At 37.4% G+C, this 25,356-nt stretch carries 22 protein-coding genes; 14 read left to right on the forward strand and 8 right to left on the reverse strand.

Translation table 11 applies throughout. The features are described 5' to 3' along the window. Positions 1-20: 20 nt before the first annotated feature. Genes dnaG through MMF97_RS05590 form a run of 3 tightly spaced genes read left to right on the forward strand, consistent with a single transcriptional unit; the run spans position 21 to position 3,367 of the window. Positions 21-1,952, forward strand: coding sequence for a DNA primase (gene dnaG, locus MMF97_RS05580; RefSeq protein ID WP_243360418.1), 1,932 nt, complete (start codon positions 21-23; stop codon positions 1,950-1,952). A gap of 1 nt (position 1,953) precedes the next feature. Then, positions 1,954-2,316, forward strand: coding sequence for a YraN family protein (locus MMF97_RS05585; RefSeq protein ID WP_243360420.1), 363 nt, complete (start codon positions 1,954-1,956; stop codon positions 2,314-2,316). Then, the gene (locus MMF97_RS05590) at positions 2,297-3,367 is read left to right on the forward strand and encodes a glutaminyl-peptide cyclotransferase (RefSeq protein ID WP_243360421.1); all 1,071 of its coding nucleotides are present in this window, start codon (positions 2,297-2,299) and stop codon (positions 3,365-3,367) included. The genes MMF97_RS05585 and MMF97_RS05590 overlap by 20 nt, the downstream gene beginning before the upstream one ends. 4 nt (positions 3,368-3,371) lie before the next feature. Here the strand turns inward: MMF97_RS05590 and MMF97_RS05595 are convergent, their stop codons facing one another. The 7 genes from MMF97_RS05595 to pgi all read right to left on the reverse strand — a co-directional run bounded on the left by MMF97_RS05595 (position 3,372) and on the right by pgi (position 9,668). Then, complete coding sequence (locus tag MMF97_RS05595; RefSeq protein ID WP_243360423.1) at positions 3,372-3,905, reverse strand: DUF4251 domain-containing protein; 534 nt, start codon at positions 3,903-3,905, stop codon at positions 3,372-3,374. 137 nt (positions 3,906-4,042) lie between these two features. After that, the gene (locus tag MMF97_RS05600) at positions 4,043-4,504 is read right to left on the reverse strand and encodes a QcrA and Rieske domain-containing protein (protein WP_243360424.1); all 462 of its coding nucleotides are present in this window, start codon (positions 4,502-4,504) and stop codon (positions 4,043-4,045) included. A gap of 12 nt (positions 4,505-4,516) precedes the next feature. Continuing rightward, complete coding sequence (locus tag MMF97_RS05605) at positions 4,517-5,452, reverse strand: DUF5777 family beta-barrel protein (protein WP_243360426.1); 936 nt, start codon at positions 5,450-5,452, stop codon at positions 4,517-4,519. Positions 5,453-5,454: 2 nt separating this feature from the next. Continuing rightward, a complete protein-coding gene (locus MMF97_RS05610) occupies positions 5,455-6,015 on the reverse strand; it encodes a YceI family protein (protein ID WP_243360428.1) in 561 nt (186 codons plus the stop codon). Further along, complete coding sequence (locus MMF97_RS05615) at positions 5,996-7,186, reverse strand: outer membrane beta-barrel protein (protein ID WP_243360429.1); 1,191 nt, start codon at positions 7,184-7,186, stop codon at positions 5,996-5,998. Before MMF97_RS05615 ends, MMF97_RS05610 begins: the two co-directional genes overlap by 20 nt. A 3-nt stretch (positions 7,187-7,189) precedes the next feature. Further along, positions 7,190-7,738, reverse strand: a complete 549-nt coding sequence (locus MMF97_RS05620) for an RNA polymerase sigma factor (protein ID WP_243360431.1) — start codon at positions 7,736-7,738, stop codon at positions 7,190-7,192. 280 nt (positions 7,739-8,018) lie between these two features. Continuing rightward, positions 8,019-9,668 (reverse strand): glucose-6-phosphate isomerase, encoded by a 1,650-nt coding sequence (pgi, locus tag MMF97_RS05625; protein WP_243360433.1) that lies wholly within the window; start codon positions 9,666-9,668, stop codon positions 8,019-8,021. A 125-nt stretch (positions 9,669-9,793) separates the two neighbouring features. Between pgi and MMF97_RS05630 the strand changes: the two genes are divergently transcribed. Then, positions 9,794-10,291, forward strand: coding sequence for a hypothetical protein (locus MMF97_RS05630; RefSeq protein WP_243360436.1), 498 nt, complete (start codon positions 9,794-9,796; stop codon positions 10,289-10,291). 49 nt (positions 10,292-10,340) lie between these two features. Here the strand turns inward: MMF97_RS05630 and MMF97_RS05635 are convergent, their stop codons facing one another. Continuing rightward, a complete protein-coding gene (locus tag MMF97_RS05635) occupies positions 10,341-12,812 on the reverse strand; it encodes a TonB-dependent receptor (RefSeq protein WP_243360438.1) in 2,472 nt (823 codons plus the stop codon). A 134-nt stretch (positions 12,813-12,946) separates the two neighbouring features. On the opposite strand from MMF97_RS05635, the gene MMF97_RS05640 reads away from it, so the two are divergent. The 10 genes from MMF97_RS05640 to MMF97_RS05685 all read left to right on the forward strand — a co-directional run bounded on the left by MMF97_RS05640 (position 12,947) and on the right by MMF97_RS05685 (position 25,191). Continuing rightward, entirely contained in the window at positions 12,947-13,810 is an 864-nt protein-coding gene (locus tag MMF97_RS05640) for a helix-turn-helix domain-containing protein (RefSeq protein WP_243360440.1), read from the forward strand. A 70-nt stretch (positions 13,811-13,880) separates the two neighbouring features. Beyond that, positions 13,881-14,501 (forward strand): hypothetical protein, encoded by a 621-nt coding sequence (locus MMF97_RS05645; protein WP_243360442.1) that lies wholly within the window; start codon positions 13,881-13,883, stop codon positions 14,499-14,501. A gap of 32 nt (positions 14,502-14,533) precedes the next feature. After that, positions 14,534-15,736: a PepSY-associated TM helix domain-containing protein gene (locus MMF97_RS05650; RefSeq protein WP_243360444.1), complete on the forward strand. Its 1,203-nt coding sequence runs from the start codon at positions 14,534-14,536 to the stop codon at positions 15,734-15,736. 67 nt (positions 15,737-15,803) lie between these two features. After that, a protein-coding gene (gene prfB, locus MMF97_RS05655; RefSeq protein WP_243360446.1) for a peptide chain release factor 2 occupies positions 15,804-16,878 on the forward strand; the annotation gives its coding sequence in 2 pieces (ribosomal slippage) (positions 15,804-15,863 and positions 15,865-16,878; 1,074 coding nt in all). Between the two features lie 12 nt (positions 16,879-16,890). After that, the gene (locus MMF97_RS05660) at positions 16,891-17,796 is read left to right on the forward strand and encodes an alpha/beta hydrolase (RefSeq protein WP_243360448.1); all 906 of its coding nucleotides are present in this window, start codon (positions 16,891-16,893) and stop codon (positions 17,794-17,796) included. Positions 17,797-17,935: 139 nt separating this feature from the next. After that, positions 17,936-19,231: a DASH family cryptochrome gene (locus MMF97_RS05665; RefSeq protein WP_243360449.1), complete on the forward strand. Its 1,296-nt coding sequence runs from the start codon at positions 17,936-17,938 to the stop codon at positions 19,229-19,231. Positions 19,232-19,348: 117 nt separating this feature from the next. Further along, positions 19,349-22,144 carry a 2-oxoglutarate dehydrogenase E1 component gene (locus tag MMF97_RS05670; protein ID WP_243360451.1) on the forward strand — a complete coding sequence of 932 codons (2,796 nt, stop codon included), beginning with the start codon at positions 19,349-19,351 and terminating at the stop codon, positions 22,142-22,144. 65 nt (positions 22,145-22,209) lie between these two features. Further along, the gene (odhB, locus tag MMF97_RS05675) at positions 22,210-23,439 is read left to right on the forward strand and encodes a 2-oxoglutarate dehydrogenase complex dihydrolipoyllysine-residue succinyltransferase (RefSeq protein WP_243360452.1); all 1,230 of its coding nucleotides are present in this window, start codon (positions 22,210-22,212) and stop codon (positions 23,437-23,439) included. A gap of 86 nt (positions 23,440-23,525) precedes the next feature. Further along, complete coding sequence (locus tag MMF97_RS05680; protein WP_243360454.1) at positions 23,526-24,230, forward strand: DUF2490 domain-containing protein; 705 nt, start codon at positions 23,526-23,528, stop codon at positions 24,228-24,230. Positions 24,231-24,312: 82 nt separating this feature from the next. Next, positions 24,313-25,191, forward strand: a complete 879-nt coding sequence (locus MMF97_RS05685; protein ID WP_243360456.1) for a hypothetical protein — start codon at positions 24,313-24,315, stop codon at positions 25,189-25,191. The last annotated feature ends 165 nt before the right edge of the window (positions 25,192-25,356 follow it).

Genomic DNA, 25,356 nt, shown 5'->3' on the forward strand with positions numbered 1-25,356 from the left:
TATATATCTTTGTAATCCAAATGATCAATCGCGAAACCATAGATAAGATAATGGAAACCGCCCGTATAGAAGAGGTGGTTGGCGATTTTGTGCATTTAAAAAAACGAGGTACCAGTTTAATTGGTAATTGTCCGTTTCATGGCGAAAAAACACCTTCATTTCACGTTTCTGTAAGCAAGGGCATTTATAAATGTTTTGGCTGTGGTAAGGGAGGAGATTCAGTGCGTTTTATAATGGATCATGAAAAGTATTCATATCCTGAAGCCCTGAAATATTTGGCCAACAGATACAATATAGAAGTAGAAGAAACGGTTGAAACCAAAGAAAACATAGAGGCACAGAACGCCAGAGAAAGCCTTTATGTGGTATCACAGTTTGCGGCAAATTATTTCGAAAAGCAACTTTGGGAAAGCGAAGATGGAAGAGCCATTGGCTTAAGCTATTTTAAGGAAAGAGGTTTTAGAGAAGACATTATCCGCAAGTTCAACCTGGGCTATTCGCCCGATGTATGGGATGCACTTACATTGGAAGCCGTTAACCAGCAACATGTCGAAACATTTCTGGAAAAAACAGGATTATCCATAAGAAATGATAAAGGTAAATTATACGACAGATTTAGAGGTCGGGTCATGTTTCCTATCCATAATTTTACGGGCAGGATCATTGGCTTTGGCGGGCGTACGCTAAAAACCGATAAGAATGTTCCTAAATATGTAAACTCGCCCGAAAGTGATATTTACCATAAATCCAATGTGCTTTATGGTTTGTATCATGCAAAGAAAGCAACCAGAGATCTAGATAACTGTTACCTGGTAGAAGGTTACGCCGATGTGCTTTCGGTTCATCAGGCAGGTGTAGAAAACGTTGTGGCCTCATCCGGAACATCGCTTACCATAGAGCAAATAAAATTAATAAGCCGTTTTACGCAAAATATCACGATTCTTTATGATGGAGATGCTGCGGGAGTAAAAGCATCTTTGCGTGGTCTGGATATGATCCTGGAAGAAGGACTAAATGTAAAAGTGGTTTCTTTTCCCGATGGGCACGACCCCGATTCATACATGCATCATGTGGGTGCTTCTGAGTTTAAGCACTATATAGAAAACAACCGTCAGGATTTTATTCTATACAAGGCTAATATCTTATTGGCCGAAGCAGGGAACGACCCGATAAAACGTGCAGAAATTATCAGGGATATTGTAGAAAGTATCGCAAAAATACCCGATAACATCAAGGCTTCGGTTTTTATACGAGAGTGCAGTCACTTATTGGCTATAGAAGAACGTATTTTATTGAGCGAACTCAATACCATTAAATCAGCTAAGCAAAAGAAAGCGTATACCCCTAAAGCTCCTGCACATCCTGATTTGCCACCTGATGATTTGTTTGCAGATGATGAAATTAAAGAAACTGCACAGGTTGCATCAGATGTTATACAAGAACAGGAAATTGTACGTTTGTTACTGGCTTACGGGCATGAATTAGTAAGCTGGGACGGCATAGACAATATGTACGTGGGGTCTTTCATTATTCAGAACCTGAGCGATGTAAGTTTTGAAGATGCCACTTGCAATAAAATCATTACGCATTATAAGACAGAGATAGAAGGCGGAAGTTTGCCTACTGCAAATCAATTCCTAAAAACCAACGACCGTGATATCGCTGATCTGGCAATTACTTTATCTACTTCTCCTTATACTTTAAGCGATAATTGGTACAACCGGCATCAGATTTTGGTGCGTAGTGAAAGTGATCATTTAAAGAATACGGTTTTGGGAGGTTTATACCACCTTAAGAAACGAAAAGTAGATAAAATGCTATTAGATCTGTTAAAAGAGATCAAAGAAGAAAAAGATCCGGCAAACCAGGAAATCCTGATGACGAGGTATGCGTATATTAAAAATGTAGAACGAGACATTTCACGTTTTTTAGGCTCTGTAATCGTAAAATAGCATGGCCGTTCATAACCAAATAGGGAAAAAAGGAGAACAACTTGCCGCAGAATTCTTACTGCAAAAGGGTTATGAAATATTAGATACCAACTGGAACACAGAAAAAGCAGAAATAGATATTATTGCCTATCTTAACAAGATTATTGTTTTTGTAGAAGTTAAAACCCGCACCAATCTTGATTTTGGCCTGCCTGAAGATTTTGTAACAAAAGCTAAAGAAAAGCTGTTAGAAAATGCGGCACAGGCTTATCTAGAAATCATGGAGCATAATGGTGAAATTCGGTTCGATATCATTTCAGTGGTATTTGATCATTCGGGTAAAGCAACCCTAAATCATATTGAAGATGCATTTTGGCCGTATTAATTTAATCAGTTCATGTTTTTTTCTGGGTTTATTCCTGGTTTGTGCTTGTAATGCAGGTACTTCAAGATATATAGGTTTTAGCTCACCTTATCAGGGACAGAACATTAAATCGGGAACAGATATCAAAGTAAAATTAGATCTGCCCAAAAATTTAACTGCAGATACCATAAGCTATTTTGTGGATGGGAATTTATACCATGAAACCATATCGGGAGCTGATACGTTAACTATAAAAACACATCAGATGAAATTAGGTTTCAGATTGATCAATGCTATCGTTAAATTGAAAAATATGCGAGATACCATTGCAACCAATGTGGTAATTACATCGGCAATAGAACCTAAAAAACTGAGCTATAAAGTGCTAAATAAATTTCCGCACAATACAGATGATTATACGCAGGGGCTAAGTTTTGATAAAGGTTATTTGATAGAAAGCACGGGTAGAAAAGGTTCTTCCAAACTTAAATACGTAAACATACAAACAGGAAAAGCGATCAAAGAAACCAGTCTCGATGCCCAGTATTTTGGAGAAGGTTCTGTTAAAATTGGCAATGAAATTATTGTGCTGACCTGGCAGGAAGATAGGGGATTGATCTATGATGCCGAAAGCTTAAAACAAAAAGGTTCATTTCTTTATGGAGCAAGCAAAGAAGGCTGGGGGCTTACCTTTGACGGTAAAAACTTGCTTAAAAGTGATGGCTCTAACAAAATATGGCGATTAAATGCACAGAATTATAAGGAAGAGGGCTATATAGAAGTTTATGACAATACAGGTCCTGTAAATGAACTTAATGAATTGGAATACATCAATGGTAAAATTTATGCCAATGTTTATACCAGTACTAAAATCATAATCATTGACCCCTTAACAGGAGTTGTAGAAGCATACTTGGACTTAAAAGATCTTGTGCCTAAAAACTACTTCAAAACAGAGGATGATCGAAATAACAATGTACTTAACGGTATCGCTTATGATCCGGCTACCCAAACATTGTATGTAACCGGCAAAAAATGGCCTTGGCTGTATCAAATTAAAATAGCCAATTAAAAACTTAATCTTTACCTGTGGTTTCTCTTATATAGCCGTTATAAGTTATGTTTTGTTTGTTATTACTGCTTAAAGATAAAGACGCATAACCAGTTTTGCCAATGTTTAAACTCATACGGTAATTCTCATTTACATCGTTAATGTTTATCTCAATATCCCATGAGCCTTTCTTGTTCTTTTTGCTTTTATATTTAAAGTCTTTTGATTTAAACTTTACGCCACCTTCATTTTGTCCTATTGGAGCGTTATAAGAACGTCCATAATAAGGCAGGTATGCAATTACACTATCGGGAGCAATTTTAAGAGTGTAACCCTGTCCGTTCAGATTAATAGAACCAGTTGCCATTCCATTACCTATTTTGCTCATAATACGATTAAGCTCTGTTGAGTTAGAAGGGGTAGCATTGTCTGCTATAAAAATGAAATTTTTAGCTTCAACTATTTTGGCTATCATAGCCTCATCGGGTTTTTGAGCAAAAGTATGGGCAGTAATAAAAATGCTTATCAGGCTAACAAATAAAAACTTGAGCGATTTCATGATAAAATCTTTTAAATATAATACGTTCAAACTATGGGTTTTGTTTCATTAAGATAATATTTTAGTATAAAATCCATAAGCTTAAATAAATAAAAGCTGGCCAGAGAACAAAATGTTTCTGGTCAACTTTTTGAAAACTATGAAATTGTTGCAGTTAATGTATTGCCCGAAATAGCTGTACTATATATCTTTAAAGCCTGGGTGGTACCGCCATCATTGGGCTGTGTAATTACGCTTCCAGAAGCACTGTATTGTGAACTGTGTAGGCTGCATTGAATTAAATTGTTTGCCTGTATCCAGTTTAATGCGCCACCTTGATGTGGGCAGGTTGCCTGTGTTGCAATAAATGATGACGTGGTATTGCCTGTGGCTGTACGTACAAACAATACACCTCCAGACGATAGAAACGAGCCTACGGTTAACAATTGCGTGCTCAGATCAACATTTACTTTGGTGCCCGATGTTCCTCCTCCACCCGGAGTTCCACCACCAGCAGGACTAGGGTCATTAGATTTACTTCCACAGCCCGATAGGCAACTTCCAGCGCATACTACGGCTATACCAAGCCCTAGCGATTTGATAAATTCATTACGTTCCATAACTTTTTCTTTTTAGTAAATTGTAGATTTTATATCTGGATTTTTAGATTTGAAAAGACTAAAATTTCTTGAGATACTGAACCCAAACCTTACACCTCCATTCTTCCAGGATTTTTTGGTATCGGTTAAAAAATTATTCTCGTTAATATATTCGGCGTTTATAAAATTTAAAGAGAACACGTGACCACCCGTTTCTATTTCGAGACCAACCCCCAGGGGATTGTATTGAGCTACGCTTAAGCGAGTTGGTCTCGAAAGACCATTAATTAAAGTATAATCTACAATGAAAGATAAACGTTTGGTGATTTTAAAACGCCCAGCAAAGCCTATAGTAAATAAATTCTTGCTATCTAAAATATCAGTAGTCATATATCTTATTAAATAAGAGGGTATGGCCTGCAATGATAAACGCTCAGAAAATTTTCTAGAAATGATGGGCTGAATCAGGTAGCTGGTTCTGTGATTAAAACTTATAAACTCATTAGCAAATGGTGTTCTGGTAGCAACTGCACCTTGTAACAGTAGGGTTATATTTAGAGGTATGCCGTCATTAGTTTGCTGTAATATTTTGTGTTTGATAAACAAATTGTATAACTCATCATGCTTGCTACGGCCAATACCTACGGTTAGATTGTTGGTTATGCCATAATCAAAACCAATGTATAAATCTGTAGCTACATCTAATCCATATAAAGTATGTGAACTACCAAAGTTACCACCAATATCGCCAAAGCGATGAGTAATAACAAGATCCAAATCATGCTTCTTTTGTGTTTCGGTAGATTGCGATAGCACTAATCTGGGAGATTTAAAAGTTGCCTCAACCTTATTAAACTTCATTGAACTGTTTAAAGTATTTAATAAAGAATCGGTATTTTGGGCGGCAGCTCTTAAAGCTAATATCAGTGTCAGCAAAATTAAATAGACAATGAGTTTAGATTTTTTCATGATTATTTTTTTAGAGGGCTTAATGTTCCCTGAAAGCTAACTTTTATGATTTCGGCTATTTTGGTAAATACCAGCTTGGGTATTTCAATATGGTGGACTGCGCAGGTAACATCAAAATTAGAACTGATTGAGATAACCCCGTTTTTAATGTTGATTTTTCCTGCAATGGTTCTGGCTACATCTACTCCATGTACAGATAAAATTCCCTTGGCACTTACCGTATAATCGCCATCTTTTGTCCAATCTATTAAAGGTTCTATACTTCCCTTAAACTTGGCAATCGGGTATTTGTCACTTTCCATATAGTTTTCATTGAAATGTTCCTGCATCAGCTTTTTTTCAAATTCAAAACTTTTTATGGGAATTTGGATGTTTAGTTCCTGTTTTGGTAAAAGCATAACAGCATTGGCTGCATTGCTAGATGCCCTGATATCTTCAATAGGTGTTGATGAAAATAGGCTAACTTTTAAGCCTTTGCCTATATAGGTTTGTGCATACGACAAATAGCTAATGCCCAACATTAAGCCTAAAAGGGCTATTGTTTTAATTTTTACTAAAGTCATAATTCAATTTTAATGATATACCATTTGATTTAAGTGGAACACTGCCTTGTCCGATTCCCGTTAAAGGAATTTTAAAGTAAGGTTCAATGCCTACACTAAATCTTTTATTTTCTAGCTTAATATTGTAGGTAGCTGAAATATCCAGTACATTTAATAAGTGTTGGTTGGCATTGTTTACAGAGCTTATCCTATCGGCTCTGTTAGATTCAGGGGTATATTTAAAAATATACTTTTCATTAAGCATTATATAACTGGACAAACCTGCGTTTATGGTAATATTTCTTTTAGCATTATCTGTAACCGAGTAGGAAGCTCTTAGCGGAATCTCGAGCACTTTACAAGCAGCTTTAATGTTTGATATGATGTTTTGTGTATTGGGATTGTTAAAGGTATAATCAAAGCTTCTGGCATCATAATTTTTAGAACCATAGACTAAACCCGTTTGAACAGCCAATTTTTTGGTTAACTGAACACCGATGCTTAAGCCTGCAAAAACCCCGGATTTCCCGCCAATCATCGTACTGGTCGAACTAAAATCTGGCCCTGCGGTAAAGGCCAAAGTAAGGGGTAGCTTTAACTGGTTTTTTATAGGTGTTTCTTCGTTTTGACTTGTTTTTTCTTGAGGCGCTGTGACTATACTTGCAGAATGTTGCGTGGTATCTAAAACTAAGCTGGTCGAGGACTGGGTTACATTAGGTATAATCTGATTGTTATTAACTATTATGTTCTGTATGGTATAATCTTCACCGATTGCTGTGTTAGCGCTTGGTTTAGTTTGAGTAGGAATAGAATAGTTGATAATATTGTTTTCTAATTGGTTTGATTTTTTTGAAGTATAGAGCCTATTTGTATGATCTGAATCTGATTTAGGTGGCAAAACAGGAGATTGACCAATACTATTAAGGTTAGTGTAATTGTTATGCTTAGAAGATTGGATTTTGTTTTTGGCAATATCAGACATTTCCGGCGATTTGCTGTTTCGGTAATACACTGCAATTCCAAAAGAAATAAAAAGAAGGATGACACTGGCATATCGAAAGAAAATACCCCGATCTCTTTTGCGTAGCTTTCTCTCCATCTTCAGCCATGATTCTTCCTCAAAATCGGGAAACTGGTCATTTATTCTCGATCTGAAGATTCTATCAAAGTCTTTGTCATCCAGTTCTTTCATTTTTTAGTTTATTTTTTGTTGTGCTGTGGGTAAAGTATCGGCTATCATTTTTTTGAGGTGCTCCCTGGCCTTAAATAAATTGGATTTTGATGTGCCAACTGATATAGATAGCATAGATGAAATTTCTTCATGAGAATAGCCGTCAATGGCAAAAAGATTGAAGACCGTTCTGTAGGCATATGATAATTGTTGCACTAATTTTATGAGATCGGCATAGTTTAAGTGCGAAAGAATATTGTCTGTTTCCAACAAGTCATGGTTAGGGTTAAGCTCTTCCATTCTTATTTTTTTTATTTGTTTTCTATAATGGTCTACAGATGTGTTTATCATTATTGTGCTAATCCAGGCATTAAAAGATTTGCCGGTATCGTAATGTTTAATGTTGATGAAAACTTTCATAAAACCATCGTTAACCAACTCAATTGCTTCATCCTTGTTTTTTGCATACCGCAAACAAATGCGTATGGCATAACCATAATAGAGCTTGTAGAGATCTTTTTGAGATCTTCTATTACCTCTTATACAGCCATTAATTATTTCGGGTGTAAGCAAAATTTTAAATTATTTTTTGATAACGATTACGTTGTTTTTTCGATTAAGGTTGCCTGGTCTTGAAAAAAAATAAAATGAAAAATATGATATAAATAAAAATCGCCAATAGTTGGCTCTAAATCAACTATTGGCGATTAAAAATTAAGCGTGCTGGGGCAAGATATAGTTGTCACTCTTATTTTGTAAACAACATTTCTGCAGTAAGCAGGAGAAAACTGTTGGCTTTGCGTTTAGACTTGCAGATTTAGCTACAAACAACTTAACAATTCGGCTATTAAAATTACCTCCAATCTTTATACTGATTAATTAAACCATTGGTAGAAGAATCATGCGAGGTTACAAGCGAATTATCTTTCAGCTCAGGCTGTATTTTCTGTGCCAGTTGTTTACCCAGTTCCACACCCCATTGGTCGAAACTGAAAATATTCCAGATAATGCCCTGTACAAATATTTTGTGCTCATATAAAGCAATCAGACTGCCCAAACTATGAGGGGTAATTTTCTTTAATAAGATAGAATTGGTTGGTCGGTTTCCTTCAAAAACTTTAAAAGGAACCAAACGTTCTGTTTCTTCATCTGTATGTCCGGCTTTTTTAAGCTCTTTACGTACTTCTTTTTCACTCTTGCCATTCATTAAAGCTTCGGTCTGCGCAAAAAAGTTAGAAAGCAAAATGCGATGATGATCGCCCACAGGATTTAAAGTTTGTGCCGGAGCAATAAAATCGGCAGGGATGATACGAGTACCTTGATGTATCAGTTGATAAAAAGCGTGCTGGCCATTGGTGCCGGGTTCTCCCCAAATTACCGGTCCGGTTTCATAATAAACTACCTCGCCGTTACGATCAACATGTTTGCCATTGCTTTCCATATCACCTTGCTGAAAATAGGCTGCAAAGCGATGTAGGTATTGGTCATAAGGCAATATAGCATGCGTCTCGGCATTAAAGAAATTGATATACCAAACACCGCAGAGTGCCATTAGAACAGGAATATTCTCTTCAAAAGGTGTGGTTTTAAAATGCTGATCTGTGGCGTGTGCGCCTGCCAGTAATTGTTTAAAATGATCAAAGCCAATGCTTAGCGCAATAGATAAACCTATGGCGCTCCATAAAGAGTAGCGTCCGCCCACCCAATCCCAAAACTCGAACATATTCTCAATATCGATACCAAAAGCGGCGACAGCTTTTTCATTAGTGCTCAGGGCTGCAAAATGTTTGGCAATATCTGCCTCTTTTGCACCATTTTCCAAGAACCAATTGCGTGCGCTATGGGCATTGGTCATGGTTTCCTGAGTGGTAAATGTTTTACTGGCTACCAAAAATAAAGTTGTTTCAGGATTTAAGCTTTTTAAGGTTTCAACCAGTTGGGTACCATCTACATTAGAGATAAAATGTATATTTAAATGATTTTTATAATGCTTTAAAGCTTCTGTAACCATTACAGGTCCTAAGTCAGATCCACCTATGCCAATGTTTACCACATCGGTAATTGCTTTACCGGTATAACCTTTCCAGATTCCTGAAATAATTGTATGGCAAAACTTTTCCATTTTTGCCAGTACGGCATTTACTTCAGGCATTACATCTTTACCGTCAACATATATGGGTGTATTGGTTGTATTTCTTAAAGCAATATGCAAAACAGACCTGTTTTCTGTTTCGTTAATTTTTTCTCCCTCATACATGGCTTTTATCGCGGCATCTAATTTGCACTCACGAGCAAGCTGTATAAGCAAAGCTATAGTTTCGGCATTGACCAGATTTTTAGAATAATCAAATAAGATATCCTCAAATGTGATTGAAAATTTACTGAATCTGTCCGGATCATTCTCAAAAAGGCTTTTGATGGTGTGATCATGGGTTAAGGTCAGAAAATGACTGGTTAGATACTTATAGGCCTGTGTTTTGGTAAAATTAACTTTAGGTAGCATAAGACTTTAGATTTGCTTTAAACAAAAATACAATTTACCATCTTACAAACAATTATAAACCACTATTGGTTTATTGTTTGGTATAATTAAAATAAGGGTTTAATTTTTTAAAATTAATTAAAAGTATGTTTGAAAATCTGGAACAATTGGTTAGAGATAATGCTCAGGAGCTGGTAGTTAACAATAATGCCGTACCTGATGAAAAAAATGAAGCCGTAATTAAAGCAGCTTCGGGCTCAATTATCGATAGTTTGCAAAGCCAGTTAAGCGGAGGTAATATTTCAGAAATGATACAATCGCTTAGTCAGGGAGGGGCAAGTTCAGTAGTGCAAAATGCTACATCAAATTTTACGGATAAGTTAGGCGCTCTGGGTATCAATAGTGATACCGCAAAGAATATAGGCGCTTCCTTAATTCCTATGATCGTATCTAAATTTTTTAGCGGTGCTGCCAGTTCAAATGGCGGAGGCTTTAATTTTCAGGATATATTAGGTAAAGTAGCAGGTGGGGCAGATGGAAAATTTGATATGAACGATGTACTGGGAATGTTTGGGAAGAAAGATGACAATTCTGGCGAACAGCAGGGTGGTGGCTTAATGGACAAGCTGAAAGACATTTTTTAAAAAAAGAAAGGCTGCCCGATCCGGGCAGCCTTCTCCATTAACACATTAACTAAAACCTATACGAAAGCGCTGCAGCATAGTTTCTTGGATCGATCTGATTGATGTACCCACCTCTGAAATAAGAATTAAGACCTACTTCATCGGTCAAATTGTTTAAGAACAGTTTAACATCAAAACGCTTCATTTTATAACCTAATTGAGCATTTAAAGTAGAATAAGCTGGCATATCAAAAGGTGCTGTACCTCCGTAATTACCATGCCCGTCTGGCGTTAAACTAAATTCATTTACCGGGCGTTTGCCTACATAATAGAAACCAGCACTTAAGCTCAGATTTTTTAAATTCCCTTCATTGAATACATATTGGATCCATGCGTTTCCGGTATGTTTTGGTGCATTCATCGGTGCTGATCCATTTACATATGAGGGTGAATTTTTATAACGGGCATCTAAGTAAGCATAACCCAGCATCACTGTTAAATTTTCTAATACACGTCCGTTCAGCTCTGCTTCTATACCATCGCGTACAAGATCACCTGCTTTAAAATAATAACCTGTAGTTTGATTGGTTCCCGGTACATATTCGGTATTAGATAAGTTTGAGGTATAAATATGGAAATAAGTAAGGTTAAATCTTAAACGGTTATTGAGCCAGTCTGATTTAATCCCGCCTTCAAACTGTTGCGTAGCAGAAGGGCCAATTTTTTCGCCATTGCTCATTAAATTGGCTTCAGAACGTAAACTTGTAGAGTTAGTATAAGAAGCAAAAACATTAAAGTTTTCTTTAGGCGTTATAATTACACCTGCGCTTGGATTCCATGCCGAGCCTGTTTTCTGTCCGTTTGAGGTATAATCTGGCGTAATGATCTGCGAATATCTTAAGCCTATAACTGCTTTAAGGTATTTGTTAAACTCTATTACATCCTGAAACATAGCACCAAAAGCATTGTAATTGGCAGCTACCGGGTTTTGCGCTACAAAACCTATGCTTTTACCCGTTCTTATAAGGTCTGATTTATCTTTATATACCACAGATTTAAGATCATTAGTGTAATTTCCAAATACATTGATGGTATCGATAACGCTTGTATTGGCTAGAGTTACGCCATTTGCAAGTGCTTTTAGGGTACCTGTATAACTGGTGGTATTGGCATCAGCTATACGGTAATCTATACCCGTTTGTATAGTGTGTTTGATCTGTCCGGTATATAACTGCTGCCCGATCAGGTCTAACTGTAAGGTGGTGTTCTTGTCTTTTCTGGCACTCCTAGACATGGATCTTGAGAACATGTCGTAATCGGTGTATTTGCTCAAAAGAGAAACAGAAGTAGAAAGATTATCTACCATATAGTTAGAAGTTGCGAAGGCAGCACGTAACTTAAAGTTATTATCCAGCTGATGATCTACTCTTGCCATAAAACTATTCATTTTGGTATTGGTATTGTCAGAGCTGAAACCTAAGAACTTATCATTGGGTAATACATAGAGTGCGTTAACACCTTGCGATGGATTAAGATTAACAGCCGAAGTAACTGGTGTACGGTCTTCATTAAAATAATCGCCTTCAATAGTAATCAAGGTTTTTTCAGAAGCTCTCCAGGCCAATGAAGGGTTAAAATACACGCGATTGCTGCTTAAACCTTTGCGGTAACTGTCGGCACGCTCATAAGCGCCGTTTAAACGGATAGCTACGGTATTGTCGATATTCAGGTTAGATTGTATGTCAAAAGTAGGGCGAAATTGTCCCCAGCTTCCGGCACGTATGCCTACCTGACCAGCATTGATAAAGTCTGGTGTTTTGGTAGCTACATTGATCACACCACCAGCGTTACCAAGATCTGTAATTACACCCTGTGTAATGGCGGCAGAACCTTTGATCATTTGTATAGATTCAACACCTTGCATATCTACCACGCCCGAAGCGGTTTGAAATTGCGAATCCATGCGTACCCCGTTCTTAAGTACTGGAACACCCCTAAAGCCACGAGTTGACATCGATTCTTTTACCCCACCGTAGCTGCCAAAAAGTGTAACGCCCGGAATATTTCTTACAGCATCTGTAAGTGTTAATGCCCCCTGCTCTTCAATTACCTTATTAGAAATCACAGAAATACTCTGTATCTGATCTGAGGGTTTTAAAGGTAAACGGGTAATTGATTCCAAACCTTTGGGCTGAGCATTTCTTTTGCCAAAAACCTCTACCGAGTTCAGGTCTGATTCTTTAGAACGAAGGTTTACAAACACCTTTCTGGTATTTGCGCTAACATTAACCACAACCTGTTCGCTAATAAAGCCAATACTTGATACAATAAGGGTCTGGCGGCCATAATTTACTCCGCTTAAGCTAAACTCACCATTGGCGTTGGTTGAGGTGGCCATATTGTGATGCGCTAGGTTAACCGTTGCACCGGCCACAGGTTTTCCATCAAGATCTTTAACCAAACCTTCGATATTGGATTGCTGTTGCGCAGAAGCAGTTAAAGCGCACATCAAAGAAAATATAAACAGTAATTTTTTAAACATGATGTTATTTTTGTTTAGATTAAATAAAAATAAGACTAGATTTGCGACAAAAGTATAACGTTTATATGTAGCATTGGTAACGCATGCGGACGAAAAAATTACGAAATCGGTCTTTTTTGATAAATGGGATAAGAATGGATACAGATCTGGTTAAAAGCAAGACAAAACAAAAGAATACTTACAGTACAGGCCCATATCACTTATGGGTTAACTATGAAGTATTGCATGCAAATTACCGGATTGATGAGGTTATTCAGGTAACTGAAAAAGAATGCTGTTTTATCATTAACCTAACTGTAAGTCGTATTTCCCTACTTTTTAATGATACCGAAAGAGAAGAAAGATTAGGTTTTCTGGAAGCCTATTGTGCAGGCAAACCTTCGGAGATACAAATTAAGGCACATCACGAAAATGTATCTGTGCTTGTGATTAAACTGAATAAGGAAATTTTCAAGATGAACCAAGACTTAACACATCAATTTTCTTTTAATGGTTTAATGAAACAGCTTTCAAAGCAGACTAAATTTATCCTGACAGATTTTATCAACTATTACCAGAGCAATACCTGCTTTAAGGAAAAACTCCTTTATTTAAAAAGCGAAGAATTTATCTACCATCTTTTTAATGAAACACTGCTTAGGCTAAATAACCAGGAACCAAAGCAAAGTAGTATAGCAGAAAAAATGGAAGAAGTAAGATTATTATTAGAAAATAACCTGGCACATCCTTTTACCCTAAAAGAACTGGCGCAATGTATAAACAGCAATCCAACTTATCTGAAAGTATATTTTAAACAGATCTATGGCACATCAGTAATCAGTTATTTTTTTAAACTGAGAATGAATAAGGCCAAAGAAATGTTGCACAACTCTGATTGTAGCTTAGCAGAAATAGCCGCTAAAGTAGGCTTTAAATATGCCACGCATTTCTCCACAGCGTATAAATCTTATTATGGCATTAATCCGCATAAAGTGCGTAGAAGTTTAGTGGTATTCTAGCTGATATTATTTTTATTTAGAATAATTAAAAATAATAAATATATATTTGCCCACACTAAAAGATACAACCATGAAGAAAATATTATTTGCATTATTGATCGGATCCGTGTTAATGGTTTCGTGTAAAGAAAAGAAACAAGGCAAAGGTCTTGATTACAACCAGATCAAAAGTGAGCTCACTTTAACTGCCGAACAATCAAAACGATTTGATGAAGTTGCTGATAAGTATAAAAAGCTATCAGCTGAGGCCAGAACTGCAAGCGGAGGAGAAGGCGCACAGTTTGACAGAATAGGTTTTTTAACTAAGCTAGAGGCATTGCGTAAGCAGCAAAGCGAAGAAATGTCGGCATTCTTAAGTGCCGAGGATCTGATCAAATTCAATACTTATGTAGATAAGAATTCACGAAAAAGACCTCGTTATACAGATGAACTGTTAGCACAGCTTAAAACAGAATTGGCTTTAAACGATCAGCAGTACCAGGCTTTGGAAGCGGTAAACAATGCTTTTGAAAAATCTTTCTCAGATGCACACGATGTTTACCATGGCAACAATGGACTGGCAAGAGAATACTGGTTTAAATACGATGATCAGCGTAAAGAAGCATTAAAAAAAGTACTTAGCGATGAACAGTTTGCCAAATACCAAGAAATTGTAAAAGCGGTAACACCACCGTTTGAGGATAAAAAATAAAATTGATCATAGCCCATTGAGTAGAAATAGAAATGAAGAAATTGTTCAGGTCGTTATTACGGCGTAAACGCAAAAACGAATCATTCTTTAAATACGCAATGGGCATTTTGCATTTATGGCTGGGCCTGCTATCGGGTATAGTTGTAATGCTGGTATGCTTTACCGGATGCATTTATGCTTTTAAAAATCAGTTTTTTGATCTGTACAATCGAGATAAAGTTTTTGTACATGCAGAGACTGGAACTCCCAAAATTTCTCTCGATCAAATAAATAATCGCCTCAAAACTGAAGAAAAAGTGTTGAGGTCTGTTATCATTCCTGAAAGCAGAAAGAGAAGCTACATTGTTGCTTACAGCAATGTCAATAACAAACAACAAGTCCGTACAATTTATATCCATCCTTATAATGGTAAAGAACTTGGCACTGCAAGCCATAGTTTTAATACTTTTTTTGAAACCGTTCTGGAGTTGCACAGAAACCTATTACTTGGCGATGCAGGCAGGCAAATAGTAGGTGCTGCGGTATTGATGTTTGTCTTTTTACTGTTCTCAGGCTTGGTATTATGGTGGCCAAAAAAATGGAAGCAGCTTAAGCAAGCATTGACCGTAAAATGGAAAGCCAGATTTTACCGGGTTAATTACGATTTGCACAATACATTAGGTTTTTACAGTACCATTTTTCTGTTATTTATAGCCTTAACGGGCTTGTATGTTACCTATCCCTGGGTAAAAAACAGTTTAATTGTAAGTTTAGGAGGTCAATCTATTGGTAACGCGAATGGTGCTGCAAGCAAGGCAGATGAAACTGCTTTTAATGACATTCTAAAAGATATGCTGGATCGGCAAAATGAAATCCATACCTTAAAGGATGTAAGGCCGGTGTCTTTGGATCAAATTATAAATCTTACGCAAGAAAAGCTCCCACATGAAGGTACACTGTCATTACAATTGCCCGATGATAAAAATCCGAGGTATGTGGTGCAGAAGAACAACAGCCAAAACTGGCTAGGAGCTTTATTGCCAGATGAAATATCTTTTGATAAAGAAGGCAACTTTAAAACCTTACATCTTTTTACGCAAAAACCTTTGAACAAACAATTTACTGAACTGGCTAAACCCCTCCATACCGGCGAGATTTTTGGATTAAAAGGTATCATTTTCTATTTTATTGTATGCCTAATTGGTTGTTCGCTACCTCTTACGGGTTTCATTATCTGGTATAAAAAAGCCGTATAATTGCCTTAATAGGCATCATTTCAACTAAATACGCAACTAATTGCCATATTGACTTATATTTGTAGCTATGACTAAAGAACAGTTACAAGATTTAAGAGATAGACTGGCTTCTCTGAGGAGGCATCTTTGACGTTGATGAATTACTTTATCAGATCAGCGAAGAAGAAAAAATAACACTTGATCCCAATTTCTGGGATAATCCTAAACGTGCCGAGCAAATATTAGCAGAAATTGCCCTGAAGAAAAAATGGACTACCGGATATGCTGAAGCAAATAATGCTATAGAAGATACAGCCGTGTTGTATGATTTTATGCAAAGTGGCGATGCTTCTGAAGAAGAAGTAGAGGAACAATATAAAATTGCTTTAGCTGTTACTGAAGAGCTTGAGCTTAAAAATATGCTCAATAGCAAAGAAGATCAGCTCAATGCTGTTTTGCAGATTACGGCAGGCGCTGGCGGTACCGAAAGTTGCGATTGGGCAAGCATGCTTATGCGCATGTACATCATGTGGGCAGAAAAAAACGGATATAAAGTTTCAGAGCAGGATTACCAGGAAGGAGATGTAGCCGGCGTAAAAACAGTTACTTTAGAAATTAGCGGCGAGTTTGCTTATGGTTATTTAAAGGGCGAAAATGGTGTGCATCGTTTGGTACGTATCTCGCCTTTTGATTCAAATGCCCGTCGTCATACCTCTTTTGCTTCGGTTTATGTTTATCCCTTGGTTGATGATACGATAGAAATAGAAGTAAACCCTTCGGATATTGAATTTGAAACCTTCAGATCGGGTGGTGCAGGTGGTCAAAATGTAAACAAAGTAGAAACAGCAGTGCGTTTATACCATAAACCTTCGGGTATCATTATTAAAAACCAGGAATCGAGATCGCAATTACAAAATAAAGAAAATGCTATACGCTTGTTGAAATCTCAATTATATGAAATAGAGATGCGTAAACGCATGGAAGCTACTGCGGCCATAGAAGGCAGCAAGAAAAAAATAGAATGGGGTTCGCAGATCAGAAGTTATGTGCTTGATGACAGAAGGGTAAAAGACCATAGAACCAATTACCAGACTTCTAATCCTGATGCCGTATTGAACGGCGAAATAAACGAATTTCTCAAAGCATACTTAATGGAATTTTAACGGTAACAGGCCATGAAAAAAATTGCACTATTGATTTTATTTTCAGTTATGATAGGCGTAAAAGCGCAACAAAGATTACCCTTGTATGGCGCAGCGGTGCCTGGAGCAAGACCTGTTCCCGCCAATTATACGGAAGAAACGCTTACCGATAATAATGGAGTATTGAAATTAAGCAGGGTGAGTAAGCCTGAATTAGTGGTGTATCAGCCAGCTAAGGCTAATGGTACAGCCGTAATCATTTGCCCGGGTGGAGGTTATGGTTTTCTTTCCATAGAAAAAGAAGGTTATGCCGTTGCAAAGAAATTGAATGAATTGGGTATAACAGCTTTTGTCTTAAAGTACCGTTTGCCTAATAGTGCCATTATGCAGGATAAAACCGCCGGGCCTTTGCAAGATGCTTTGCAGGCCATGTACCTGGTTAGAAAAAATGCAACAATTTGGGGTGTTAATCCTGAAAAAATAGGGGTTATAGGTTTTTCTGCCGGAGGTCATCTTGCAGCTAACCTGAGCGTTCATTACCGTGATGCTAAAATTGAAAACAGTGGAAACATTAGCTTAAGACCAGATTTTACCATACTGATCTATCCTTTGATCAGTTTTGTATTACCTACACATGCAGGGTCGCTGAATAATTTACTGGGTGAAGAACCGGCCTTAGAACAAAAGCGATATTTTTCTGCCGAATTGCAGGTTACAGAACAAACCCCACCTACATTTTTGGTGCATGCCAATAATGATGCTACGGTTCCGGTAAAAAACAGTATAGCTTACAATGAAGCGTTAACCAAAAAAGGTGTACCATCAGAAATGCATATTTACGCTACCGGAGGTCATGGATTTGGTTTAGGTAATAAAAATTTACCAGATAACTGGTTTGAGCGGCTTACCAACTGGCTAAAAATAAACAAGCTGATTTAGTACTGCTCATTCTAATTTACGGCTAAGCCCAATAATATGATTAACGTAATGTTAATGCTATGTAAAAATGGTGCTGTAAATCCGGTTTTCGTGCTAATTTTTAGCAAATTGCAAGTTATTATTTCAATAGCTTAAGGATATGGGCAAAAGGATTTTGGTTTGGTTTAGAAACGACCTTCGTTTGCATGATAACGAAATGTTAACAGAAGCAATTGCGAAGTCGGATGAGATTTTACCGGTTTATTTTTTTGACCCACGCCACTTTGAAAAAACAGCTTATTTTACCAGCAAAACAGGTTTACTCAGAACCAGGTTTTTGGTAGAGAGTGTTACTTCTTTAAGAGATTCCTTTAAAAAACTAAATGGCAATATTTTGGTGCTTACAGGTAAACCCGAAGAGTTGTTGCCTGAGCTAGCTTTGAGATATGACATTGCAGAAGTGTACCACCATCGCGAGGTTGCCAGCGAAGAAACCCTGCTGAGCTCTAAAGTAGAAGACCTTTTATGGAAGCAGAAACTTAACCTAAAGCATTTTATAGGCCACACGCTTTACAACAAAGAAGATCTTCCATTTCCGGTTAAAGATATTCCTGATGTATTTACGCAGTTCAAGAAAAAAACAGAACGAGATGCAGTTGTAAAACCTTGCTTTCTTACACCGCAAAGCATTCAATTTGTAGAGGTGGCCGATTGGGGTCAAATTCCGGAGGCCGAAGAACTTTTACCATTAGCAGATTTTTCGCTACTTGCAAAAGGTAACGATTTTAAAGGCGGCGAGCAAGAGGGACTAACTCATCTTTACAATTATCTACATACCAGCGAAAATTTAGAATTGACTGCCGCTATGGCAAAAAAAGTAGATGTAATTTCTACGCTATCGCCCTGGCTTTCTTTAGGCTGTTTATCGCCAAGAGAAGTTTACTGGAAAATTAAAGAGGCAGAACGTATCCACGGATCAAAACCTTTTTACAGTCAGATTGTATTAGGTTTACTGTGGAGAGATTATTATCGCTTTATGTTCAAAAAGTATGGAAATGCTTTTTTTAGAACCGGAGGTTTCGGTAAAGAAGAAGTTGATACGCCACCGGTACAGGTTAACGATAGTATAGCTCTACAGAACTGGAAAGAAGGCAAAACAGATCAGCCTTTGGTGAATGAATACATGCAAGAGCTTAAAAATACAGGTTTTATCAGCAACCAGGGCCGACAGCTTGTAGCCACTTATCTTATCCATGAACTTAACGTATTATGGATATTGGGCGCCTGGTATTTTGAAGAGGTATTGGTTGATTATTGCCCGGCCAGCAATTGGGGCAATTGGGCCAGCATTGCCGGAGTAGGGAATGATGCAAAATTGAACGGGAACTTTGACTTCGAAAAACAGCTGAAAAATCTTGTGCCTAAACGCACTTTTTCTTTACTTGCAGACTCGTAATTAGAGCATAAAAGTATAAGTTTTCTTACATATTGAATAAATGTTAAGTTTCTTGTCTTTTGTAAAGGTAAAATTCTAATTTTGCATTACTTGTAGTAACAGAATATAAAAAAATAAATGGATAGTTTGTCTTATCTCAATGGCACAAATGCCGAGTATGTAGAAGCATTATATCAAAGCTATCAGCAAGATCCTAATTCAGTAGATTTTGGCTGGCAAAAATTTTTTGAAGGCTTTGATTTTGGACGTGGTGCAGATGCTGGAAATATTGCCAGCGAAGCACCGGAGCACTTTTTAAAAGAAATTAACGTATTAAACTTAATTAACGGCTATCGTCAGAGAGGGCATTTATTCACAAAGACCAATCCAGTAAGAGAAAGACGTAAGCACTTACCAACTCTAGCTATAGAGAATTTTGGTTTGGCAGAAAATGATCTGGAAACTGTTTTTAACTCAAGCGTAGAGTTAGGCATAGGTCCGGCCAAATTGAAAGATATTGTTGCCTTTTTAGAGCAAACCTACTGTGGCCCAATTGGTGTAGAGTACAAATATTTACGTACACCAGAAGTGTTGTCATGGCTTGAGCAAAAAATGGAAGCTGATCGCAACGCACCTAAATTATCTTTAGACGAAAAGAAAAGAGTTTTAAAGAAATTAAATGAGGCTGTTGTTTTTGAAAGCTTTTTAGGGACTAAATTCTTAGGACAAAAGCGTTTCTCTTTAGAAGGAGCAGAAGCTTTAATTCCAGCTTTAGATTCTGTTATTGAAAAAGGAGCCGATTTAGGTATCGAAGAATTTGTATTGGGTATGGCGCACAGAGGAAGATTAAATGTGTTGGCCAATATCATGCAAAAAAGCTATAAAGATATTTTTGCCGAGTTTGAGGGGAAAAGCTATAACCCTGAAACACCTTTTGGCGGCGACGTAAAATACCACTTGGGATATTCTACAGATGTAACTACCGATAAAGGTAAAAATGTACATTTAAGTTTATGTCCAAATCCTTCTCACTTAGAAACTGTAAACGGTGTGGTAGAGGGGATGTCGCGTTCTAAAATAGATTTTAAATATGGAGGCGATAACAGTCGTCTTGCTCCTATATTGATTCATGGTGACGCATCTGTTGCCGGTCAAGGTATCGTATATGAAGTGATTCAAATGGCAGGCTTAGACGGGTATAAAACCGGAGGTACGATCCATTTGGTAATCAATAACCAGATTGGTTTTACCACCAACTATAAAGATGCCCGTTCAAGTACTTACTGTACAGATATTGCCAAGGTTACACTTTCACCTGTTTTCCACGTAAACGGAGATGATGTTGAAGCTTTGGTGTATGCCATTAATTTAGCAATGGAATACCGTCAGAAATACAGGAATGATGTATTCATTGATATTTTATGCTACCGTCGTTATGGCCACAATGAGTCTGATGAACCAAAATTCACGCAGCCCTTATTATACAAAGCCATAGAAAAACATCCAAACCCTTTAAAAATCTATGTAGAGCAATTGATCAAAGAAGGAAAATTAGATGCAGATGGGGCCAAGAATTTAGAGAAAGAATTTAAAGCACACTTGCAAAAATGTTTGGATGAAGCTAAGGAATATTCAGCCAGTTTAAGCGACGTTAAATTTGGTGGCGCCTGGGCAGATATGAGATTGGCTACAGCTAAAGATTTTGATCAATCGCCAGATACTTCAGTTAAGAAAACCACCTTACTTGAAATAGCTAAACGTATTGCTACACTTCCAAGTAACAAGAAGTTCTTTAGAAAAATTGAAAAGTTATTTGAAGAACGTCTTAAAATGGCTACTTCTACCCATGTTTTTGATTGGGCAATGGGCGAGCAATTGGCATACGGCACCTTACTTTCAGAAGGTAAACGTGTACGCGTTAGCGGTCAGGATGTAAAACGTGGTACTTTCTCGCACCGTCATGCGGTATTAACGTTAGAAGACTCAGAAGAAGAATACACACCGTTAAACCATATCTCAGATCAACAGGCACCTTTTGATATTTACAATTCGCACTTGTCTGAGTATGGCGTATTAGGTTTTGAATATGGTTATGCTATGGCTAACCCTAATGCACTAACTATTTGGGAAGCACAGTTTGGCGATTTCTTTAACGGAGCACAGATTGTGGTAGATCAGTATGTAGCCAGCGCCGAAACCAAATGGCAAAGAGAAAACGGTTTGGTAATGTTGTTACCTCATGGTTATGAAGGACAGGGGCCTGAGCACTCATCAGCACGTATAGAGCGCTTTATGGAACTTTGTGCAGATTACAATATGCAGATTACCAACTGTACAACACCTGCAAACTTTTTCCATGCTTTACGCCGTCAGTTTAAACGCGATTTCCGTAAGCCTTTGGTGGTATTTAGTCCTAAGAGCTTATTGCGTCACCCACTTTGTGTAAGTCCGCTTGATGAGTTTACCAGCGGCGGTTTTAGAGAAGTGATCGATGATGTAAATGTTAAAACGGCAAAAGTAAAACGCGTGGTTTTCTGTTCTGGTAAAATCTATTATGACTTACTTGAAGCACAAAAAAATAACAAGAATGAAGAAGTGGCTTTAGTAAGAGTTGAACAGTTATATCCAACTCCGGTTGCACAAATGGAAGCTGTATATAAAAAATACACCAATGCAGAAGATGTGGTTTGGGTGCAGGAAGAACCAGAGAACATGGGCGCATGGCCTTATTTGCTACGCAGATTAAGAAAAACAGCCCTGTCTGGTATCGATGTAATTTCAAGAAAAGAAAGCAGCAGTACGGCAACAGGTTATGCTAAACAGCATGCTACACAGCAGGCTTACATCATTTCAACAACTTTTGAAATTCCTGTAAACAGCGACATTAAAAAAACAGTAGCAAAAGCAACTAAAAAAACAGTAAATATAGATTAGTATAATTAGTTAGGATTTGTTTCCGGGTTAATAGATTATACGCGAACAAAACATACTTTAAAATTATGAGTTTAGAAATAAAAGTTCCGGCGGTAGGAGAATCAATTACCGAGGTAGTATTATCAAGATGGGTTAAAAATGATGGCGATTTTGTTGAAATGGACGAAATCATTGCCGAATTAGAATCTGATAAGGCTACATTTGAATTAACTGCAGAAAAAGCAGGAACTTTAAAAATTGTTGCTCAGGAAGGTGATACATTAGAAATAGGTGCAGTAGTTTGTACTATAGAAGAAGGTGGAGCAGCTCCGGCAGCTAAAGAAACAGCAGCAGAAAAACCGGCAGAAGTTAAAGCTGAAGCTTCGGCTCAAGCTCCTGTTGCCGAAAAATCGGCAGAGAACTATGCTACAGGTACACCATCACCGGCAGCAGCTAAAATATTGGCCGAAAAAGGAGTGGATACAGGTAGTGTAAAAGGTACTGGTGTTGATGGCCGTATTACTAAAGCTGATGCCATGAAAGCAGAAGCAGGTAAAGCTCCGGCTAAAGCAGAGGCGTCTAAGGCAGCACAATCGGTATCAGCAATGACGGGTTCTCGCGATGAGCGCAGAGAAAAAATGTCGCCTTTAAGAAAAACAGTTGCTAAACGTTTGGTTGCTGTTAAAGCCGAAACAGCAATGTTAACTACTTTTAATGAGGTTAACATGAAACCAATTATGGATCTTCGTTCTAAGTACAAAGATCAGTTCAAAGAAAAATATGGTGTTGGTTTAGGCTTTATGAGTTTCTTTACCAAAGCTGTAACAGAAGCGTTAAAAGATTTCCCTGCGGTTAATGCACGTATAGAAGGAGAAGAAATTGTTTACAACAATTTTGCAGATGTTTCTATTGCTGTATCTGCACCAAAAGGATTGGTGGTTCCGGTAATCAGAAATGCAGAAAGCAAATCTTTAGCTGAGTTGGAAAAATCAGTTTTAGAACTGGCTTTAAAAGCACGCGAAAATAAATTGACCATTGAAGAGATGACAGGCGGAACATTTACCATTACTAATGGTGGTGTATTTGGTTCAATGATGTCAACCCCGATCATTAACTCACCACAATCAGCTATTTTAGGTATGCATAATATTGTAGAGCGTCCGGTGGCAGAAAAAGGAGAGGTGGTAATCAGACCAATGATGTACATCGCTTTATCATATGATCACAGAATTATTGATGGACGTGAGTCTGTTGGCTTCCTGGTTAGAGTTAAACAATTATTAGAAGATCCGGCCAGATTATTATTGGGCGTATAAAATAATTTTATTTTTTCTTAAGGAAAGAAAGGTTGTCTTAGAAAATCCAATGGATTTAAGACAACCTTTTTCATAACCGGTTATTGATGAAGAAACTTTTACTTTTCTTAATACTTTCTCTAGTTACCCTATGTGGTTTTGCACAAACCGTTAACCAGCATGCAGGTTGGCTAATGTTTTTAAATAGTACTAAAATAAACGATAAATGGTCATTGCACTTTGATTTTCAGATGCAATCGGCCGATAACTGGGAATACGTGAGGCGTATTTTGGTAAGGCCAGGTATAACTTATTCTATCAATAAAAATCAAAGGGTAACGGCAGGATATTTATATAATCCAACTTACAGCAGAGTAATAGGAGCATCTAATAGCACATTAACTGAAAATACCATTTGGGAACAATATCTCATTACCCACAAATTTCAAGCTGCGGCTGTTACACATAGATTCAGATTAGAACAGCGATTTATGGAGCGCTCTAATGCAGATGATTTTTTTATGCAGCGTTTCAGATACTTCTTTAGAGTACTGCAACCTTTAAGCAAAAACAAGGGTGCATTTAATCAAGGGATATATGCGGCCTTACAGGATGAAGTATTTTTTAACGTTCAGCATAAAGAGCAGGTAAACGGCCGGTTATTTGACCAGAACCGGGTTTTTCTGGCTTTAGGTTACCGTATTTCTCCTAAAGTAGATGTAGAGGCCGGTTATCTTAATCAGTATATAAAAGGTAGTTCAAATGTGACGTATAATCACGTAGCGCAACTAAGTATAAATACCCGTTTTTAAAACCCGGAAGTGTAAAAGTTTGCATAAAGTCATAAAAACTCATTTTTAGAAATAGGACGTCTCTATTTCGCAAATTTGCGCGATGAAAAGAACGTTCATGTTGTTAATGGTGCTGATTTTTGGCAGAAAAATCTATGCACAAGAAGCTCCTCAAAATAAAAAAATCGGTGAAAGCATTTTTAATAAAGAAAGCACAAGAGATTTTTCACGAAAAGGTAACTGGTACGTACATTGGGGATGGAATTTCTCATGGTATGATAAAAGTAACATCACCTTTAAAGGTCCGGGATATGATTTCACTTTAAAGAATGTAAGTGCTAAAGACAGGCCGTCTAAACTCGGTTTTGATTATATCAATCCCATGGAACTGACTACGCCGCAGTTTGATTTTAGGTTTGGTTATTTTATCAACGATACCTATAGCATTTCGTTAGGGTGGGATCATATGAAATATGTGATGAACATTCCCCAAAAAGTTGTGATAGATGGTTATATAAACCCTATGGTTTCTGATCCACAGATTGCTACCGGTAAATATGCTGGTGTTTACCATAATCAGGAAATTACCGTACAACCAGAAATGCTAACTTTTGAACATACCGATGGATTGAATTATGTAAGTGCAGAGTTGGAACGTTATGATGATATCTGGGTTGCCAGGAACAAAAAGCAGATGCTAACAATGGAAACAGGAGCCGGGTTGGGCTTTGTTATCCCTAGATCTGATGTGAAATTTTTTGATGTGGGCGAGAATAATTTCTGGAATTTTGCAGGCTATGGAATTTCAGTAAAGGCAGGGCTAAAATTTAATGTAACTAAAAAACTGTACTTCCAGAATGTAACCAAAGCAGGCTTTATAGATCTTGATAAGATTCATACTACAGGCCGTAACAGTATTGATGGAGCACAACAAACCATTCGTTTTCTGGAGAATTATACCGCTATCGGTTTTCAGTTTTAAGAAAGATTAAATCACAAAATAAAAAGAGGATGTCTAAAAAGTGAATCCCCGTCATCCTGAACTCGTTTCAGGATCTTAAAGATTCCGTATCAAGTACGGAATGACGTGAAGTTTTTAGACACCCTCTTTTAAATTGTAAAACTTATTAAAATCTATCAGGTGTTT

Source organism: Pedobacter montanisoli (genome assembly GCF_022809115.1).
Taxonomy (GTDB): Bacteria; Bacteroidota; Bacteroidia; order Sphingobacteriales; family Sphingobacteriaceae; genus Pedobacter; species Pedobacter montanisoli.